This is a genomic window from Catellatospora methionotrophica (assembly GCF_011297335.1).
Classification (GTDB): Bacteria; Actinomycetota; Actinomycetes; order Mycobacteriales; family Micromonosporaceae; genus Catellatospora; species Catellatospora methionotrophica.
This window is the reverse complement of record NZ_JAAOTJ010000007.1, coordinates 192,197-210,181: the sequence shown is the minus strand read 5'-3', so window position 1 is coordinate 210,181 and position 17,985 is coordinate 192,197. Positions and strand designations below refer to the sequence as shown.

At 71.3% G+C, this 17,985-nt stretch carries 15 protein-coding genes and 1 riboswitch; of the genes, 5 read left to right on the top strand and 10 right to left on the bottom strand.

The annotated features are described in order from the left end of the window. Positions 1-30 precede the first annotated feature (30 nt). The 4 genes from HAV40_RS18805 to HAV40_RS18790 form a co-directional block, all read right to left on the bottom strand. Positions 31-963 carry a sigma-70 family RNA polymerase sigma factor gene (locus tag HAV40_RS18805; protein ID WP_155369971.1) on the bottom strand — a complete coding sequence of 311 codons (933 nt, stop codon included), beginning with the start codon at positions 961-963 and terminating at the stop codon, positions 31-33. Positions 964-1,457: 494 nt separating this feature from the next. After that, positions 1,458-2,384: an N-acetylmuramic acid 6-phosphate etherase gene (locus HAV40_RS18800; RefSeq protein ID WP_166382990.1), complete on the bottom strand. Its 927-nt coding sequence runs from the start codon at positions 2,382-2,384 to the stop codon at positions 1,458-1,460. Continuing rightward, entirely contained in the window at positions 2,377-3,321 is a 945-nt protein-coding gene (locus HAV40_RS18795) for a MurR/RpiR family transcriptional regulator (RefSeq protein WP_166382988.1), read from the bottom strand. The genes HAV40_RS18800 and HAV40_RS18795 overlap by 8 nt, the downstream gene beginning before the upstream one ends. Positions 3,322-3,336: 15 nt before the next feature. Continuing rightward, positions 3,337-3,951, bottom strand: coding sequence for a dTMP kinase (locus tag HAV40_RS18790; protein ID WP_239085992.1), 615 nt, complete (start codon positions 3,949-3,951; stop codon positions 3,337-3,339). Between the two features lie 144 nt (positions 3,952-4,095). On the opposite strand from HAV40_RS18790, the gene HAV40_RS18785 reads away from it, so the two are divergent. Both HAV40_RS18785 and HAV40_RS18780 read left to right on the top strand, forming a co-directional pair. Further along, positions 4,096-4,992, top strand: a complete 897-nt coding sequence (locus tag HAV40_RS18785) for an MHYT domain-containing protein (RefSeq protein WP_166382984.1) — start codon at positions 4,096-4,098, stop codon at positions 4,990-4,992. A gap of 118 nt (positions 4,993-5,110) precedes the next feature. Then, positions 5,111-5,833 carry an HD domain-containing protein gene (locus HAV40_RS18780; protein WP_166382982.1) on the top strand — a complete coding sequence of 241 codons (723 nt, stop codon included), beginning with the start codon at positions 5,111-5,113 and terminating at the stop codon, positions 5,831-5,833. A gap of 3 nt (positions 5,834-5,836) precedes the next feature. Here HAV40_RS18780 and HAV40_RS18775 read toward each other — a convergent pair whose 3' ends face one another. The 3 genes from HAV40_RS18775 to HAV40_RS18765 form a co-directional block, all read right to left on the bottom strand. Beyond that, positions 5,837-6,832: a ribonucleotide-diphosphate reductase subunit beta gene (locus HAV40_RS18775; protein ID WP_166383196.1), complete on the bottom strand. Its 996-nt coding sequence runs from the start codon at positions 6,830-6,832 to the stop codon at positions 5,837-5,839. Positions 6,833-6,849: 17 nt separating this feature from the next. Next, positions 6,850-9,330, bottom strand: coding sequence for a ribonucleoside-diphosphate reductase subunit alpha (locus HAV40_RS18770; protein ID WP_203671132.1), 2,481 nt, complete (start codon positions 9,328-9,330; stop codon positions 6,850-6,852). 252 nt (positions 9,331-9,582) lie between these two features. Then, positions 9,583-9,767: riboswitch (cobalamin riboswitch) on the bottom strand. A gap of 178 nt (positions 9,768-9,945) precedes the next feature. Further along, positions 9,946-10,419, bottom strand: coding sequence for a rhodanese-like domain-containing protein (locus HAV40_RS18765; protein WP_166382980.1), 474 nt, complete (start codon positions 10,417-10,419; stop codon positions 9,946-9,948). 95 nt (positions 10,420-10,514) lie between these two features. Between HAV40_RS18765 and HAV40_RS18760 the strand changes: the two genes are divergently transcribed. Continuing rightward, positions 10,515-11,498, top strand: a complete 984-nt coding sequence (locus HAV40_RS18760; RefSeq protein ID WP_166382978.1) for a helix-turn-helix domain-containing protein — start codon at positions 10,515-10,517, stop codon at positions 11,496-11,498. Positions 11,499-11,535: 37 nt separating this feature from the next. Here the strand turns inward: HAV40_RS18760 and HAV40_RS18755 are convergent, their stop codons facing one another. Then, entirely contained in the window at positions 11,536-13,566 is a 2,031-nt protein-coding gene (locus HAV40_RS18755; protein ID WP_166382976.1) for an AfsR/SARP family transcriptional regulator, read from the bottom strand. Between the two features lie 187 nt (positions 13,567-13,753). Between HAV40_RS18755 and HAV40_RS18750 the strand changes: the two genes are divergently transcribed. Both HAV40_RS18750 and HAV40_RS18745 read left to right on the top strand, forming a co-directional pair. Further along, on the top strand, positions 13,754-14,626 hold the full coding sequence (locus HAV40_RS18750; RefSeq protein WP_239085990.1) for a M23 family metallopeptidase: 873 nt from the start codon (positions 13,754-13,756) through the stop codon (positions 14,624-14,626). A gap of 35 nt (positions 14,627-14,661) precedes the next feature. Next, the gene (locus HAV40_RS18745; RefSeq protein ID WP_166382974.1) at positions 14,662-15,441 is read left to right on the top strand and encodes a M23 family metallopeptidase; all 780 of its coding nucleotides are present in this window, start codon (positions 14,662-14,664) and stop codon (positions 15,439-15,441) included. Between the two features lie 211 nt (positions 15,442-15,652). Here HAV40_RS18745 and HAV40_RS18740 read toward each other — a convergent pair whose 3' ends face one another. Beyond that, positions 15,653-16,657 carry a sugar phosphate isomerase/epimerase family protein gene (locus HAV40_RS18740; RefSeq protein WP_166382972.1) on the bottom strand — a complete coding sequence of 335 codons (1,005 nt, stop codon included), beginning with the start codon at positions 16,655-16,657 and terminating at the stop codon, positions 15,653-15,655. Positions 16,658-16,773: 116 nt separating this feature from the next. Beyond that, complete coding sequence (locus HAV40_RS18735) at positions 16,774-17,943, bottom strand: Gfo/Idh/MocA family protein (protein WP_203671158.1); 1,170 nt, start codon at positions 17,941-17,943, stop codon at positions 16,774-16,776. Positions 17,944-17,985 lie beyond the last annotated feature (42 nt).

Here is a 17,985-nt window from a genome sequence, read left to right as displayed (position 1 = left end):
CTTCTTCGTCAGTCGGGGAGGAAGGTCGGGTCAGACGGACTGCAGGCCCTCCGCGCGGGCCAGTTCGCGCAGCCGGCCCAGCGCCTGGATCTCCAGCTGGCGGATGCGCTCGCGAGACAGGGAGAACCGCGACGCCACCTCGGTCAGCGAGTGCTCGCGACCGTCCTCCAGGCCGTACCGCGCGCGCATGATGCCGGCGGAACGGTCGTCGAGGTGGTTGAGCAGGCCCTCGATCCGCTGGCGCTCCAGCGCCGAGAGGACGATCTCCTCCGGGCTGGGCGTGTCACGGTCGGCGACCAGGTCACCCAGGTTGGTGTCGCCGTCGTCGCCCACGGGCGTGTCGAGCGAGACGGTGTCCTGCGACCAGCGGATCAGTTCGGTCACCCGCTCGACGGTGACGCCGAGCGCGGCCGCGATCTGGTCCGGCTCCGGGTCGCTGCCCAGCTCACGGGTGAGCTGGCGGGTCACGTTGCGCATCCGGTTGACGTCCTCCACCAGGTGGACGGGCAGCCGCACGGTGCGCTCCTGCTGGGCGATGGCACGGCTGATCGCCTGCCGGATCCACCAGGTCGCGTACGTGGAGAACTTGTAGCCCTTCACGTAGTCGAACTTCTCGACGGCCCGGACCAGGCCGGTGTTGCCCTCCTGGATCAGGTCCAGCATGGGCATGCCCGAGCGCACGTAACGGCGCGCGATGGACACCACCAGGCGCAGGTTCGCACGAATGAACAGGTCCTTGGCGTGGCTGCCGTCGGCAACCAGCTTCTCCAGCTCGTCGCGCTTCAGCCCGCGCTTGAGCTTGTCGGCCTCCAGCAGATGCTCAGCATATAGTCCTGCCTCGATCGCCTTCGAGAGGTCGACCTCCTGCGCCGCGTCCAGCAGCGGAGTACGCGAGATCTCGTGCAGATATACACCGACGAGGTCTCGCTCCTCAGCCACCTGGTCGGTGCGCAGCATGGTCATGTTCTCCACGTTCGGGTCCCTCCCACGTAATCGCCGCAGGGCCTTGCGGTACTGACACCTTCACAACAGATGACGCCCGGAGATGATTCCGCGTTGCCCATCGAAACTGTCACGAAAAGCTGTGAACTCGCTGATACCGACTTACCGACTCGCTGGGAGCGAGCCAACCGGTCCGCAATGCCCTATTTATGACACCACGGAGCTGCCCAGGGTACAGCGATCCACCTCACTACAACGCTGTGACCTGCGTCGCCATTTCTTGTGACGTCCGGGCCCGCGCGCTATTGCACGGTTCCACACCCAGCCCACCCGAACGCAGGACGCACATACCCCACGGAGTGAAAAGCACACCCATTCGGCCACGAAGAACCCGCCAATGGGGATCACCCCATCGCCGCATAAGCGCCTTGATCGCTGTTTACGGTCGAGAACGCCGGTCAGATCACACGTTCTGACACGAAACAGCGATAAAGCGGTGAAGACGCGGTCGCAGGTTATTCGGTGAGGGAGGCTACGGCGTCGCGAACGCGGTTGCCGTGACCGGCCAGGGCTCCCCGAGCGGCGGCGACCTCGCGGCCGGCGAGCAGCGCGACCAGGGCGGCGCGCAGGTCGCCACCGGCGGCGTCCAGCGTGCGGCGGCAGTCCTCTTCGTCGTGGCCGGTCGCCTCGACGAGAATGTTGAGCATGCGGCCGCGCAGTTTCGCGTTGGTCGGCACCATGTCGATCATGAAGTTGGAGAACACCCGTCCCAGGCGCACCATGACCGCGCTGGAGAACGCGTTGAGCAGCAGCTTCTGAGCCGTGGCGGCTTTCATCCGGGTCGAGCCGGTGATCACCTCGGGGCCGGTGTCGACGCCGATGAACACGTCCACCCAGGCCGCCGCGTCGGCATCGGGGTTGGCGGCGATCAGTGCGGTCCGGCAGCCCAGCTCCCCGGCCGCGCGCAGCGCGCCGAGCACGTACGGCGTGCGGCCACTGGCGGCGATGCCTACGACCACGTCTCCGGTGCGGGCGCACCGGGCGAGTTCCTCGGCCCCGCCCTCCACGTCGTCCTCGGCGTCCTCGACCGCGGCCAGCAGCGCGCCGGGGCCACCGGCGATGTGGGCGCAGAACCAGCTCGGCGGAGCGTTGAAGGTCGGCGGCAGCTCGGCCGCGTCGAGCACGCCCAGCCGGCCGGAGGTGCCCGCGCCGACGTAGTGCACGCGGTTGCCCCGCTGCAGGGCCGCCACGGCGTCCTCGACCACCACGGCCAGCGGGTCGAGCACCGCGCCGACGGCCTCGGCGACCGTGCGGTCGGCCTCGTTGATCACGCGCAGGATCTGGCGGGTGTCGAGCAGGTCGAGATCGGTGCTGGGGGCGTAGCGCCGCTCCGTCGGTGCGTCGACACGGACCGGGAGCGCGCTGGTGGGCAGCTCAGGCATCGCCGGACCGGCGGCGCGTGGTGCCGAGGCGTCGTCCGCGCACCGCTTCGGCGGTGACCTCGAGCGCCTTGCGGGCCCTGGTGCGGGTGCGTGCGGCCACCCCCACGAACAGGCAGTCCACCACCGTGAGCTGGGCCAGGCGGCTGGCCATCGCGCCCGACCGGTACGTGGTCTCGCGGGCCGCGGTCGTCAGCACGAAGTCGGCGACGTCGCAGATCGGCGAGCGGGGGAAGTTGGTCAGCGCCACGGTCACCGCGCCCGCGGCCTTGGCCCGCTCCAGCACGTCGATGGTGTCGGCGGTGGTGCCGGTGTGCGAGATGCCCAGCGCCACGTCACCGGGGCCGAGCAGGGCCGCCGAGGTGAGCGAGGTGTGCAGGTCGGGCCAGTAGTACGCCACGCGGCCTATGCGGTGCAGCTTGGCCTGGAAGTCGGCGGCGACGAAGCCGCTCGCGCCCGCGCCGAAGACCTCGACCCGGGACGCCTTCACCAGCGCGTCCACGATCTTGTCGCAGACCTCGGGGTCGAGCTGCTCGGCTGTCTCCTCGACCGCGCGGGCGTCGTTGAAGGCGATGGTGGCGATGATCTGCGCCATGTCGGCGCCGGGCGGGATGTCCCCGCCGACCACCCGGGAGTCGGTCGGCTCGACCCGGCGCGCGGCCTCGGCGGCGAGCCGGATGCGCAGCTGCGGGTAGCCCGACATGCCGATGGACCGGCAGAAGCGGATGACCGTCGCCTCGGAGGTCTCCGCGGCGGCGGACAGGTCGGTGATGGTGCGGCGGGCCGAGGCGGCCGGATCGGCGAGCACGAGCCGTGCCACGCGCTGTTCGGCCGGGGAGAGCGCGGGCAGCAGACCGTTGATCTGAACTATCAGCCCGGCCGGTTCCTGACCGGCGCGCGCGCCGTCATTCTCCTCGGAAACTTTCGTCTTCTTCGCCACGTTTGAAACTTACTTTCATGACAGCCCGGCGTCAACTGCCAAACCACGTTTAACGACTGGCCAGACGACCGCCCAGACCGCCCGCGCGACCGCGTCCGGATCACCGGTGCCGTCGACGTGTACCGCATCCGACAGTACGTCTTTATAGGCGGCGTAGCTCGCGTTCAGATATTCGATGTCCTCGTGGTCCTCGCCGCGGTGCTCCACCCGGTGATATGCCACCTCGGGCGGGACGTCGAGAAAGATGATGACAGCCGGACGGGGGAAAGGGGCATACGCCGCGCGTACCGTCCGCGTCAGCCAGTTGCCGCCCTGATGTGCCCGAATGCTGACCAGCTGGCAAGGGGTGTAGCGGTCCATCACCGCGGTCGCGCCGGTCAACCGCGCGCTGACCAGTGACCGGGCGATGGCGAGCCAGCGCAGCACCGCCTCGATGGTGAGCAGGCCACGACGGCCCAGCAGGGACACGGCGTCCTCGCGGCCGAACCTGCGGGCGACCCGGCCCAGGAACCGCCGGCCGCCCGCGTTGCGGCCGTAGCGGGCCGTGACCCCGGCCGCGCACAGCGCCGCGGCCAGCCGTACCGCCTGTGTGGTCTTGCCCGAGCCGTCGATGCCGACCAGGGCGACCACCGACGCACTCGTGCCTGCCATGCCGCTGACGCTACCCGGCGCGCGCCAGCGGTGATCGACAGTGCGGGCACGGACACACTGTGCGATTGCGCGCTCAACATTCGTGTGCCAATGGCATCCTCCTCAACGCTCGGAGGCCCTCACATGGCAGAAGTGCACCATTTCGCATACGGCTGGTTCAACCCGGTGACGGCGTACCTGATGGCCTTCATCGGCTCGCTGCTCGGTCTGGTCTGCACGGCCCGCGCCCGCCGCGCCCCCACTACCGGGCGCCGGGCCCGCTGGCTGGTCATCGCCGCGCTGTCCATCGGCGGCACCGGCATCTGGCTCATGCACTTCATGGCGATCATCGGTTTCGACGTGCCGCACAGCCCGGTCCGCTACGACCCGGTCGTCACGTTCATCAGCCTGGCCCTGGCGATCGTCACCGTCGGCATCGGGTTGTTCATCGTGGGCCAGGGCCGCCGGTCCGCGACCCGGATCGTGGCGGGCGGCGGCTTCACCGGGCTCGGCGTGGTCGCGATGCACTACAGCGGCATGGCCGCGATGCGCGTCGCCGGGCACGTCAGCTATGACCTCGGCATGGTCGCCGCGTCCGTGCTGATCGCCGTGGTCGCCGCGACCGTCGCGCTGTGGTTCACCGTCACCGTCTCCAGCATGCGTGCCATCGTGGGCGCGGCGGCGGTGATGGGCCTGGCCGTGTGCGGCATGCACTACACCGGCATGGCCGCCATCCGGGTCACCCTGGACACCGACGGCACCGGCCAGGTCTCCGGGCTCAGCCCGTTCGTGCTCATCGTGCCGATCGTGCTGCTGTCGGCGCTGTGCCTGATCGGGGTGACGTTCAACGCCCTGCAGGCGATGACCCAGGAGGAGTTCGACGGGGTCGAGGCGACCCGGGTGCGCCACCGCGCGCAGGTCCCCGCGTCGGTCATCCCCGGCCCGCGAGGAAGTGCCGAGCCGCAGCGGGCGCCGGTGAATCCGCCGTTCAGCCTGGCCAGGGCACTGGCCGACCGCAACCGCACGAAGATCCCCCGCTGACCGCGCACGCCCGACAGCCACCGTCCCCGTGTCGCAAGACCGACATCGGGGACGGTGTTCATCGTCGTCCATATAAGAGGGAGCGCGCGGGCGGCGTTGATCCGATATAAACGGCGGCATGGACAACCCGGCTTACCTCATGACCATGCCCCTGCACGCCATCACGGAGGTGCTGGGCGAGCAGGGTCTGCGTGACCGGTTCGCCCTGGAGATCCAGCGACTGCCCGAATCCGACCAGGCCGTCCTCACCGAGGCGCTGGTGCTGGCCGCCGGGCTGCACGCCGAGCAGCGGCGGGTGCGCGAGCCGTACCTCAACCACCTGCTGCGCGTCACCATCCGGATCATCACGTACTACCGGGTCACCGACCGGGACGTGCTGGTCGCCGCCCTGCTGCACGACGCTGTCGAGGACCAGCCGTGGGGCCTCGTCGGCCGCCCCCACCGGGGCGGTCCCCCGCCGCGCGACGAAGCCCTCGCCGTGCTCGCCGACCGGTTCGGCCCCCGCGTCGCGCAGCTGGTCAACGCGGTCACCAACCCGGAGTACGACCTCGACCGCGACAAGGACGAGCAGTATCGCGAGCACGTCGTGGAGTCGCTGGACGTCGACCCGTGGGCGCGGATCATCAAGGTCTCGGACTTCACCGACAACGGGGTCGGCGTCATCCACACCATCGGCCCGAAGGTGCTGCGCGCCGCCACCAAGTACCAGCCCCTGGTCCCGCTGCTGCGGGAACTGGTGGCCCGGCCGGACACGCCGCTTCTCGGCGAGGTCAAGGCGCACATCTTCGCCCAGTTCGACCTCGCCGAGAAGCGCTTCAGCGCGATCCTTGCCGAGAGCTGAGGCTCAGAAGTCCTCGTCGAGGCTGACCGTGCCGGTGACGGCCACCTGGTAGGCGGTGACCCGGCGCTCGAAGAAGTTCGCCAGCTCCTGCACGTCCTGCAGGGCCATGAACGGGAACGGGTTGCGCGAGCCGAACCGGGCCGGCAGGCCGAGCCGGGCGAGCCGCTGGTCGGCGACGTACTGCAGATACTCGCGCATGTCGGGCAGGGTCATGCCGGGCAGCCCCGCGCCGCACAGGTCCTCGGCGAATGCCAGTTCGGCGTCGACCGCGTCCTCCATCATCCGCGTGACGGACTTGCCCAGCTCGTCGTCGAACAGCTCGGGCTCCTCGGCCCGCACCGTGTCGACGACCGCGAAGGCGAAGTCCATGTGCATCGACTCGTCGCGGAACACCCAGTTCGTGCCCGCGGCCAGCCCGTCCAGCAGGCCGCGCGAGCGCAGCCAGTAGACGTACGCGAAGGCGCCGTAGAAGAACAGGCCCTCGATGCAGGCCGCGAAGCAGATCAGGTTGAGCAGGAAACGCCGCCGGTCGTCGGCGGTGGTCAGTTCGGGCACGTCGAACACCGAGTCGATCCACTCGAAGCAGAACCGGGCCTTGCGGGCGATCGACGGGATGTTCTCGACCGCCGCGAACGCCTGCGCCCGCTCGTGGTCGTCGGGCAGGTACGTGTCCAGCAGGGTCAGGTAGAACTGGACGTGCACCGCCTCCTCGAACAGCTGGCGGCTCAGGTAGAGCCGGGCCTCGGGGGCGTTGATGTGCCGGTACAGGTTCAGCACCAGGTTGTTGGCCACGATGGTGTCGCCGGTGGCGAAGAACGCCACCAGCCGGTTGACCAGGTGCCGCTCGCCCGCGCTGAGGGTGGCCAGGTCGGGCAGGTCGTTGCCGAGGTCGACCTCCTCGACGGTCCAGGTGTTGCGGATCGCGGCCCGGTAGCGCTCGTAGAAGTCCGGGTAGCGCATCGGCCGCAGGGTCAGGTCGAGGCCCGGGTCCAGCAGCATCTTCTTGGCGTCGGTCGTCACTGGCAGGCCTCGCAGATCTCAGGGTTTTCCAGGTTCAGGTTGATCAGGCCGGACGCCTGCCGCAGCGGCTGACCGGGCAGGCCGCCCGGCGCCGCGCCGCCGGGTGCGCCGTGGGGAAGGTGCCCTTCCTCCACGGAAGCCGATGGGAAGGTGCCCTTCCTCACCGTGGTCTGGGCGATGGCGGTGGCGGGCCGGGAGCGGAGGTAGTAGGTGGTCTTCAGGCCCTTCCTCCAGGCGTAGGCGTACATCGAGGAGAGCTTGCCGATGTCGGGCGAGGCCATGAAGAGGTTCAGGGACTGGGACTGGTCGATGAAGGGGGTGCGGGCGGCAGCGAGGTCGATGAGGGCGCGCTGCGGGAGCTCCCAGGCGGTGCGGAAGCGCTTGCGCAGGTCGGCGGGGACCTCGGCGATGTTCGCGACGGAGCCCTCGGCGGCGAGGATGGCCTCGCGCAGGGCGGCGGTCCACAGTCCGTGGGCCTTGAGTTCGTCTACCAGGTAACGGTTCACCTGCAGGAACTCGCCGGACAGGGTTTCGCGCTTGAAGACGTTGGCGACGGGAGGCTCGATGCACTCGGCGCTGCCGGCGATCGAGGCGATGGTGGCCGTGGGCGCGATCGCGATGAGCAGCGAGTTGCGCAGGCCGGTGCGGGCCACCTTGGCGGCCAGCTCGTCCCACGCCCAGGGGCGGGTGCGGACCGCGTCCGGATAGTGGTCGGGGTGCAGCACACCACGGGCGGCGCGGGTGTCGGCGTACGACGGATGGGTGCCCAGCTCGGCGGCCAGGTCGGCGCTGGTGTCGTACGCGGCGAGCGCGATCTCCTCGGCGATGCGGGTGGACAGGGCCAGCGCCTCGGGCGAGTCGAAGTCCAGCCGCAGCGCGAAGAACACGTCGGCCAGGCCCATCACGCCCAGGCCGATCGGCCGCCAGCGGTTGTTGGCCCCGGCCGCCTCCCCGGTCGGGTAGTAGGACAGGTCGATGGTGCGGTCGAGCACGCGTACCGCGACGCGCACCGTGTCGCGCAGCGCGTCCCAGTCGACGCCGTCGGCGCCGAGGTGGGCGGCCAGGTTGACCGAGCCGAGGTTGCACACCGCGGTCTCGCCGTCGCTGGTCACCTCCAGGATCTCGGTGCACAGGTTGGACAGGTGCACGGTGTTGCCGGGGACCGCGGTCTGGTTGCAGGCGCGGTTGGCGGCGTCCTTGAACGTCATCCAGCCGTTGCCGGTCTGCGCCAGGGTGCGCATCATGCGGCCGTACAGCTCACGGGCGTTGACCGTGCGCACCGCGCGCCCGGCGGCCTCCGCGGCCCGGTAGGCCGTGTCGAACGCGTCACCCCACAGGTCGACGAGCTCGGGGGTGTCCTTCGGGTCGAACAGCGACCAGCTCGCGTCGGCCTCGACCCGGCGCATGAACTCGTCGGGCACCCAGTTGGCCAGGTGCAGGTTGTGGGTGCGGCGGCTCTCCTCGCCGGTCGAGTCGCGCAGCTGCAGGAACTCGTCCAGGTCGGCGTGCCAGGTCTCCAGGTAGACGCAGGCCGCGCCCTTGCGGCGGCCGCCCTGGTTGACCGCGGCGACGCTGGCGTCGAGGGTGCGCAGCCAGGGCACGATGCCGTTGGACAGCCCGTTGGTGCCGCGGATCAGCGACCCCCGCGAGCGGATCCGGCTCCACGCCACCCCGATGCCCCCGGCGTACTTGGACAGCCGGGCGATCTGCCCGTAGCGCTCGTAGATCGACTCCAGCTCGTCGCGCGGCGAGTCCAGCAGGAAGCAGCTGCTCAGCTGCGGGCGGCGGGCACCGGCGTTGAACAGCGTCGGCGAGCTGGGCAGGTAGGCCAGGCGGCTGAGGATCGCGTACAGCCGGGCGACCTCGGCGGTGCTGCCGGGCAGCCGCCGACCGGCCGTGCCCGCGTCACCGGTCTCCCCCATCAGGCCGCAGGCCACCCGCAGCAGGAAGTCCTGGGGTGTCTCCAGCACCTTGCGGGTCACCGGGTGCCGCAGCAGGTAGCGGTCGTACACGGTGCGCAGTCCGAAGTATTCGAAGCGCTCGTCGGCGGCCGGGTCGACGAGCTCCCCCAGCTCGGCGGCGTGCGCGGCGACGAACGCGGCCAGGTCGTCGGCCAGCAGCCCGGCGGCGTGCGCGGTGCGCACGGAACTCGGGAAGCCGGTCACGCCCTGGGTGGCCGCCTCGGCGGCGATGTGCACCGTGAGCAGCCGTGCCGCCAGGCGGCTGTACGACGGCTCCTGCGCGACCAGGGCGGCGGCCGTCTCGATGGCGCGCAGCCGCAGGTCGGCCTCGGTCGCACCGGGCCAGACGCCCGCCGTCACCGGGTCGAGCACCTGGCGGTGGTCCACGTCGGGCAGCCCCTGCGCGGCGGCGGCGAGCTGGGTCGCCAGCGTCTGCGTGGGCAGCGGCTGGCCCGCTGCGGCCTGCGCACCGGCGTCGCCGGTCGTGGCGGTGTTGCGGAAGGTGGTGCTGGTCAAAGCGTGCGCTCCCCCTCGTCGAAGCGCGGGAGGGCACGCGAACAGCAGCCGCCCTGATGGTCCAGGAGACGTGCCGTCCACCGTGGACCATCCCGCGCGGCCCGGTGTCCCGTCCCTGCCCACGCCGGAGGCTCCGGCGGGCGCGAGGGCGCCCGCACGGAACCGGGCCCGGTCCGCCGTAGATCGGCAGGTCGGGCATGGCGCGGGTGGAGCGGGGCGTGTCGCGGAACCGTCCGCGGCACGCACGCTGGCAGGTCTTCGGGCTCGTGGGCACGGCCGGGCCGCACGGTGGTCCCGTGCCGCTGTCGACCCCCTAGACCGTCGCTTCCCAGGCCGGACCGGCCCAGTGCTGTCCGCATCCCTCCCAGGAGGGCGCGGGACGGTTTTCGTTCCCACTCACCGCTGCGGGGCAGCTCCGGAATCGCACCGGATTCCCTCTGCGCGGGCCGCCCTGCGGCGGCTCGCGCGCACCCCTCGACCCGGTCCCATGGGGGGACCGGAGGGGTGAACCAGCGATGCGCTCACACTACATCTAGTGGCACATCCACAACAGCGGCCCCACATAGGCCCGGCGTGTCGTCAATGGCCGATCCTCACCGGTATCGATCCCTGCGGTCAGCAGGCGCAGGCCGCACCGTTCGCGGGGGCCGTCAGCGGGTCGACGTCGTTCTTTCGGAGGCCGAGGAAGGTCTGCGTGTCGAAGCCCTCGCGCACCCAGTACTCGTACCCGCCGAGCATCTCCTTGACCTGGTAGCCGAGGCGTGCGAAGGCCAGCGCGGCCCTGGTCGCGCCGTTGCAGCCCGGCCCCCAGCAGTAGGTGACCACGACACTGCCCGCCGGGACGACCTCGGCGGCGCGCGCGGCGATCTCCGCCGTGGGCAGGTGCACCGCGCCCGGCAGGTGGCCCTGCTCCCACGCCTCCAGCGAGCGCGAGTCCACCAGCACGAATCCGGGCGCGCCCGAGGCCAGGTCGGCGTGTACGTCGGACACGTCAGCCTCGAACGACAGGCGGGCTGCGAAGTGGGCGGCGGCGACGTCGGCGACGGCCGGAGGCGTGCTGAGCACTGCGGAGAGGACGGCGGTGGACATGTGCGGCTCCTTCGGGTCGGCCAGTGGTTCCATCCTGTCGACCAGGGCGGACGGCCAGAAGTGGCGTGAACGCCGCTGTCCGCTAAGATCTCGCCATGGGTACGCCCGTGACACTGGAGACCCGCGCCCGGCACCGGATCGCGGTGCTCGCCTTCGCCGGGATGGCCCCGTTCGAGCTGGGCTGCGTCGTGGAGGTGTTCGGCCTGCCCCGCCCCGAACTCGACGTCGCCTGGTACGACCTCGACGTCTGCGCCGAGACCACGGAGCCGATGCCGACCGTCGGCGGCTTCTCGATCACCGCCCGGCACGGCCTGGACGTGCTGGCCGCCGCCGACACGGTGATCGTGCCCGGGGTGGCCGACGTATGCGCCGAGGTCTCCCCCGCCCTGGTCGGCGCGCTGCGTACGGCCGCCGCGCGGGGCGCGCGCATGGTGTCCATCTGCTCCGGCGCGTTCGCGCTGGCCGCGGCGGGCCTGCTGGACGGCCGCGCGGCCACCACGCACTGGAAGTACGCCCCGCTGCTGCGCGAGCGCCACCCGCTGGTCGAGGTCACCCCCGACGTGCTCTACGTCGACAGCGGGCAGGTGATCACCAGCGCGGGCAGCGCCGCGGGGCTGGACCTGTGCCTGCACCTGGTGCGCCGCGACCACGGGGCACGGATCGCCAACACCGTCGCCCGGCGGCTAGTGCTACCGCCGCACCGCGACGGCGGCCAGGCCCAGTTCATCGAGCTGCCCGTACGCGACGTGGTCGACGACGACGGCGTGGCCCGTGCCATGGCCTGGGCCCTGGACCACCTGACCGAACCGCTGACGGTGAACCTGCTGGCCGCGCACGCGCGCATGTCGCCGCGCAGCTTCCTGCGGCACTTCGCCCGGCACACCGGCACCAGCCCGATCCGCTGGCTCATCGACCAGCGGGTGGCGGCGAGCCTGCCCCTGCTGGAGACCTCCGACTCCCCCGTTGAGCAGGTCGCCGCCGCCGTGGGTTTCGACTCACCGGCAACCTTCCGGCACCACTTCAGCCGATGCATGCGCACCTCGCCGTCGTCGTACCGCAGGACCTTCCGCGGCCGGTGAACCCGCTCAGGTCAGCATCCGTCCGCGCGCAGGGGTCTCACGACGGGGTGAGGCGGGACATCTCCACGGTGGACTGCAGGCGGCGGGCCTCGGCCAGGTAGGCGTCGGACAGGCCGAAGCGCTCGTCGCCGCGGTGCAGTTCGCCGAGGCGGCGCGCGGTCTGCGCCTGGGCACGGCGGTCACCGATCCGCTCGAAGATCTCCAGCGCCTGGGTGAGCCGCTGCACCGCGACCTCGGGGGCCTCCAGCGCCGCCAGGTCGGTCAGGCAGTACGCCTCGCAGTGCGCGTCGCCGAGCACCGCGAACCGGTCCAGCGCGGCGATCAGGTCCGCTCGCGCGTGCGCGGGCTCCCCGCTGCGCAGCCGGACCAGACCGAGCTGGCGGGTCAGCAGCGCGGCCCGGTGCGCGTCGCCGATCAGCTCGGCGATGGCCAGCCCGGCCGTGAAGTCGCGGTACGCCTCGGCGAGGTCGCCCTTGGCCAGCCACACCATGCCCAGCGCACCGCGTGCGTACGCCTCCCCGTGCCGATGCCCGAGCAGCCGGTACGCCTCCAGTGCCTGCCGGTAGCAGTCCAGCGCCTCGTCGTGCTCGCCCCGGATGCGGTGCCCGGTGCCGAGCCCGGCCAGCGCCGCGGCCTGCCCGCACAGGTTGCCCAGCCGCGCGAACAGCAGCCGGGCCCGGCTGAACGCCTCCGAGGCCTCCTCGTAGTGGTCCCGGTACAGGTGCAGCTGGCCCAGCCCGCGCAGGGTCACCGCCTCGCCGAGCAGGTTGCCCTGCGCCCGGCACGCCGCCAGCGCGACCCGGTGCGTCTGCTCCCACTCGGCGGTGTGCCCGCCCATGTCGCACCAGGCGACCATGGCATGGGCCAGCTCCCAGGCCAGATCGGACAGCCCGTTGGCGGCGGCGGCCTCGACCGCGCCGAGCAGCGCCTCCCGTTCGGCCGCGAACCAGCGCACCGGATCGCGGGCCAGCTCGGCCGCGCCGGGCACCGGCCAGCGCGCGGCGACGGTGACCCCCGGGCCGAACACCTGCGGCGGCAGCCCCGCGGCGGCGCGTTCGGCCAGGGCCAGGTATCCGCCGAGCACGCGGGTCAGGGCCGCGCCGATCGCCTCGCCCGGCAGGTCCGGGGCGAGCAGGCCGACCAGCACCGGCAGCCCGTAACGCGGCTGGTTCAGGTCGTCGGTGCCGGAGGGGCGCAGCAGCCGGGCCCGGTCGAGCGCGTCGAGCACCTCCGTCGCGTCCGGCCGGTCCAGCAGCGCGGCGGGCACCCAGCCCGGGGTGGCCGTGATGCCGAGGCGGGCCAGGCCACGCAGCACCAGCGCGGCCGCGCCGTCCAGCCGGGTGCCCGGCAGCGCCGGACCCTCCTGCTCGACCAGCAGCGTGCGGTGCAGGCGGCGCAGCGGCTCGCCCGGTTCCACGCCCAGCTCCTCGGTGAGCGTGCGGCGCGCGGTGGCGTACGCCGAAAGGGCCTCGGCCCGGTGTCCCGCGTCGCGCAACGCGGTCACCAGCAGTGACCACGCCTCCTCGCGCAGCGGCTCCTCGGCGACCAGCCGCCGCAGCTCGTCGACGGCCGCCGCGGGCTGCCCGGCCTCGATGCGCAGCCGGGCCCGGGTCTGCCGGACTCCCCGGCGGCGCTCCACCAGCCGGTCGATCTCCGCGCGCCACAGCGGCGACGCGGGCAGGTTCTCCACCGGCTCGCCGCGCCACAGGCCCAGGGCCGCGTCGAGGCTGTCCGGGTCGCCCTCGCGGGCCAGTTCCTCGAAGCGCAGCACGTCCAGCTCGGCGCTGTCGAGTTCCAGCCGGTAGCCGGGCGCCTGGCGGCGCAGCCGGTCCTCACCCAGCCGGGTGCGCAGCGCGCTGACGTACGTCTGCACGTTGGCCAGCGCGGAGCGGGGCGGGTCCTGCCCCCACAGCACCTCGATCAGCTGATCCACCGACACCGTGCGGCCATGGTTGAGCGCCAGGGTGGCCAGGAGCTGACGCGGCTTCACACCGCCCACGGGTGCGTCGGCGCCGCCCAGGGTCAACTCGAAGGAGCCCAGGATGCGCACTTTCAGCCGGTCCGACACGTCCCCACCCACACGATCCGTGATCGATCGCCTGAGCCTACGCGTGCTCGGCTGATCGGACCAGAGCACTGAGCTGAACGGCTGTAGTGGTTCTGGAGAAACGTTGGAGGGCTTGTCGCGACGCTGTGGTCACCCCGCGCAGTCACGGGCTTCCTGTTCCACCACCCCACGGAAGGGAAACGTCCACATGCGACCACTTCGGCTGCTCTCCGGCGCGGCCGCGCTGATAATCGGCCTGGCGGGCTCGGTCCTGCTCGGCAGCCCGGCCCACGCCGCGCCCGCGTTCCAGCTGCCCTTCCCCTGCGGCCAGACGTGGAACGGCAACAGCAGCAACAGCAGCGCCCACGTCTCCTGGGAGATCGACTTCAACCGCGGCTCCACCGCCACCGCCGACCTCGGGGACACCGTGGTCGCGGCCGCCGCGGGCACCGTCGACGTCTCCGCCCACCAGGGCTCAGTCAACGGCTACGGCAACCTCGTCGTCATCAACCACGGCGGCGGTTACTACACCTATTACGCCCACCTGGACACCCGCGCCGTCACCGCGGGCCAGTCGGTGCTGCGGGGCCAGGCCATCGGCTCGGTCGGCAACACCAGCAAGCCGGGCAACGGCATCTCACCGCACCTGCACTACGAGGTGCGCTACCCGGACCGGTCGCAGTCGCACATCATCAAGGCCGTCTTCAACGGCAGCACCTTCGGCTACGGCTCGGCCAACGTGACCAGCAACAACTGCGCCACGTCGTACGACCCGGCGGCCGAGTGCGGCAGCGGGTTCCAGATCATCGACTCGGTGAAGCTGGCCTCGGCGGGCACCGCCAACCTGCTGTGGAAAGGTTCCACCGGCCAGAACTGCGTCATCACCCTGAAGATGACCAGCGTCGGCACCCCCACCGCCACCAGCGCGTTCCTGGAACCGCAGGGGGCCGGCAGAACAACAGACTCGGGCAGCTACTCCTACTACGCCGGGCCGGTGATCCGTACCGCACCGGACTGCGTCAAGTGGGGCGGCAGCGCGGGCGGCACCAGCTACACCTCCGGTTTCGAACACTGCGCCTGACCCTTCCCCCTCACGTCACCGAAAGGAACACCCCCGTGCACCTCAAGCGCATCCTGGGGCTGGCCGTGGCCACCGTCGCCATCGGCGCGGCCGTCCTGGTCGAGGCCTCGCCCGCGATGGCGGCCCCCACCTTCAAGGTCCCGTTCCCCTGCAACCAGGTGTGGTCGGGCCAGACCCGCACCAACCACAGCCCCGCCAACGCCATCGACTTCAACCGCACCGACGACCAGGGCGACCCGGTCGTGGCCAGCGCGCCCGGCACGGTCGACGTGGTCACCAACCTCGGTGACACCAGCTACGGCAAGTACGTCCGGATCAACCACGGCAGCGGTTACACCACCTACTACGCGCACCTGAACGCGTTCAACGTGTCCGTGGGCCAGACCGTCAAGTACGGCACCGTGATCGGGTACGTCGGCACCACCGGCGGCTCGACCGGCCCCCACCTGCACTACGAGCAGCGCTCCGGCGGCTCCGCCATCCAGATCAAGTTCAACGGCGCGACCGCGCTCTACTGGGGCACCAAGAACTACACCAGCGACAACGGCTGCGGCGGCGGCGCGGCGCAGGGCACCGTGAACACCGCGGGCACGGCGCTGACCGTGCGCTCGGGCCCCGGCACGAGCTACTCCTCGGTCGGCACCGTCAGCGACGGCGCGACCGTCGCCATCCAGTGCCAGACGACCGGCACCACGGTCACCGGCACGTACGGCACCAGCAACATCTGGGACCGCATCGGCTCGGGCCGTTTCATCTCCGACGCCTACGTCTACACCGGCTACGACGGCTTCATCCCCGGCGTCCCCCGCTGCTAGCGACCGCCGGTAACCATTGATCGCTGTCTGCGGTCAGAACCTCGGGTCACACCGCAGGTTCTGACCGCAGGCAGCGATCATGCTTTCCACAGCACGGCGTAGTGCGCGCGGGCGATCCCGTACGCGACGAGGCTCTCGAGCCGAGGCCGGTGGAGAGACAGGCCCGCCGGCCGTCACGTGGGAGCAGCGGCCGGCGGGGGCTGGCTGAGGGTCAGTCCGAGCTGAAAGCCGCGTCGAACGAGGCGGTGGGCGGGTCGAAGAGCAGGCCGCGGACGAACTCCAGCGCCTGGGGAGCACCGACGAGGCGGTCCATGCCGGCGTCCTCCCACTCGATCGAGATCGGGCCGTCGTAGCCGATCGAGTTCAGGGCGCGGAAGCAGTCCTCCCACGGCACGTCGCCGTGGCCGGTGGACACGAAGTCCCAGCCCCGGCGCAGGTCCGCCCAGGGCAGGTGGGACGACAGGATGCCGCGGCGGCCGTCGCCCATGCGCACCTTCGTGTCCTTGCAGTCCACGTGGTAGATGCGCTCGGCGAAGTCGAGGATGAAGTTCACCGGGTCGCAGCCCTGCCACACCATGTGCGACGGGTCCCAGTTCAGCCCGAACGCGGGCCGGTTGCCCAGCGCGTCCAGGGTGCGGCGGGTGGTGTGGTAGTCGTACGCGATCTCGCTCGGGTGCACCTCGTGCGCGAACCGCACGCCGACCTCGTCGTACACGTCGAGGATCGGGTGCCAGCGGCGGGCGAACTCCTCGTAACCTGCGTCGATCATCGACTGCGGCACCGGCGGGAACATGGCCACGAAGTGCCAGATCGGCGAGCCGGTGAAGCCGACGACCACATTCACCCCGAGCTTGGCGGCGGCGCGGGCGGTGTCGGCCATCTCGGCGGCGGCGCGCTGGCGTACGCCCTCGGGCTCGCCGTCGCCCCAGATGCGGGCGGGCAGGATGCCCTTGTGGCGCTCGTCGATCGGGTTGTCGCAGACGGCCTGCCCGACCAGGTGGTTGGAGATCGCGTAGACGCTCAGCCCGTACTTCTCCAGCTGGGCGCGCTTGCGCGGGATGTAGGTCTCGTCCGACAGCGCCTTGTCGACCTCGAAGTGGTCGCCCCAGCAGGCGATCTCCAGGCCGTCGTAGCCCCACTCGGACGCCAGCCGGCAGACCTCCTCGAAGGGAAGGTCCGCCCACTGGCCGGTGAACAGGGTGATGGGTCGGGGCATGTGTTCGCTCTCCGATCTGTGCGGTTAGCCAGTGCGGCGGGTCACGCCGGGTCGTTGGGCGAGAGGGCCGGTCGGTCGGCGTCCGGCCGGCCCTCCCACGTTCGGTGCCGGCGCGGTCAGGCCGCGACCGGGACGGTGGGCTGCGCCACCTGCGTCCAGGCGGACCCGGACGCGGCGGAGCTCTGCACCGCTTCGAGCACGAGCTGCACGCCGAGGGCCTCCTCGAAGGAGGGGTGAGGGTCGACGCCCTCCGCCACGGCCTGCACGAAGTCGCGCATCTGGTGGGTGAAGGAATGCTCGTACCCGATGATGTGGCCCGGCGGCCACCAGGCCGCCAGGTACGGGTGCTCGGGCTCGGTCACCAGGATCCGGTTGAAGCCCTGCTCGGCGGACGGCTTGGTGCCGTCGTAGAACTCCAGCTCGTTGAGGCGCTCCAGGTCGAACACGAGCGAGCCCAGCGAACCGTTGATCTCGATCCGCAGGCCGTTCTTGCGGCCCAGAGCGAAGCGGCTGGCCTCGTACGTGGCGATGGCCCCGCCGGACAGCCGCGCCGTGAACAGCGCGGCGTCGTCGACGGTCACCTGGCCGACGGCCTGGCCGTTGCCGGTGGCCGCGAGACCGCTCGCCTCGGCCGGGATCGGCCGCTCCTTGATGAACGTCTCGGTCAGCGCGCTCACGCCGGTGATGCGCTGCCCCGTGACGTACTGGGTCAGGTCGATGATGTGCGCACCGATGTCGCCGAGCGCCCCGGACCCGGCACGCTCCTGCTGGAGCCTCCAGACCAGCGGGAACTCCGGATCGGTGATCCAGTCCTGGAGATACACGGCACGCACGTGGCGGATCACCCCGAGCCTGCCGGCGGCGACCATCTGACGCATCAGCGCCGCCGCCGGCACGCGCCGGTAGTTGAACCCGCACAGCGTACGAATACCCGACTCCCGCGCCGCGGCTGCGGCATCGACCATCGCCCGAGCCTCCGCCACGGAGTTCGCCAGCGGTTTCTCGCACATGACGTGCTTGCCCGCGGCGAGGGCGGCGATGGTGATCTCGGCGTGGCTGTCGCCGGGCGTGCAGACGTCGATCACGTCGATGTCGTCCCGGGCGATCAGTTCCCGCCAGTCCGTGACGTAGCCGTCCCAGCCGAGCTTGTCGGCCGCCTCGGACACCTTGGCCTCGTCACGGCCGCAGACCGCCGCCATCCGGACCCGCAGGGGCAGGTCGAACGCGCGGTTCACGGTGCGCCACGCCTGTGAGTGCGCGGCGCCCATGAACGCGTAGCCGACCATGCCGACCCGCAGTTCCTTATTGTCGTTTATGGACACGGGGTG

Excerpts from the sequence above, each read along its gene's own strand:
- HAV40_RS18805 (WP_155369971.1), bottom strand. The coding sequence starts at position 963 with ATGACCATGCTGCGCACCGACCAGGTGGCTGAGGAGCGAGACCTCGTC.
- HAV40_RS18800 (WP_166382990.1), bottom strand. The coding sequence starts at position 2,384 with ATGCCTGAGCTGCCCACCAGCGCGCTCCCGGTCCGTGTCGACGCACCG.
- HAV40_RS18785 (WP_166382984.1), top strand. The coding sequence starts at position 4,096 with ATGGCAGAAGTGCACCATTTCGCATACGGCTGGTTCAACCCGGTGACG.
- HAV40_RS18780 (WP_166382982.1), top strand. The coding sequence starts at position 5,111 with ATGGACAACCCGGCTTACCTCATGACCATGCCCCTGCACGCCATCACG.
- HAV40_RS18775 (WP_166383196.1), bottom strand. The coding sequence starts at position 6,832 with ATGCTGCTGGACCCGGGCCTCGACCTGACCCTGCGGCCGATGCGCTAC.
- HAV40_RS18765 (WP_166382980.1), bottom strand. The coding sequence starts at position 10,419 with ATGTCCACCGCCGTCCTCTCCGCAGTGCTCAGCACGCCTCCGGCCGTC.
- HAV40_RS18760 (WP_166382978.1), top strand. The coding sequence starts at position 10,515 with ATGGGTACGCCCGTGACACTGGAGACCCGCGCCCGGCACCGGATCGCG.
- HAV40_RS18750 (WP_239085990.1), top strand. The coding sequence starts at position 13,754 with ATGCGACCACTTCGGCTGCTCTCCGGCGCGGCCGCGCTGATAATCGGC.
- HAV40_RS18740 (WP_166382972.1), bottom strand. The coding sequence starts at position 16,657 with ATGCCCCGACCCATCACCCTGTTCACCGGCCAGTGGGCGGACCTTCCC.
- HAV40_RS18735 (WP_203671158.1), bottom strand. The coding sequence starts at position 17,943 with ATGGTCGGCTACGCGTTCATGGGCGCCGCGCACTCACAGGCGTGGCGC.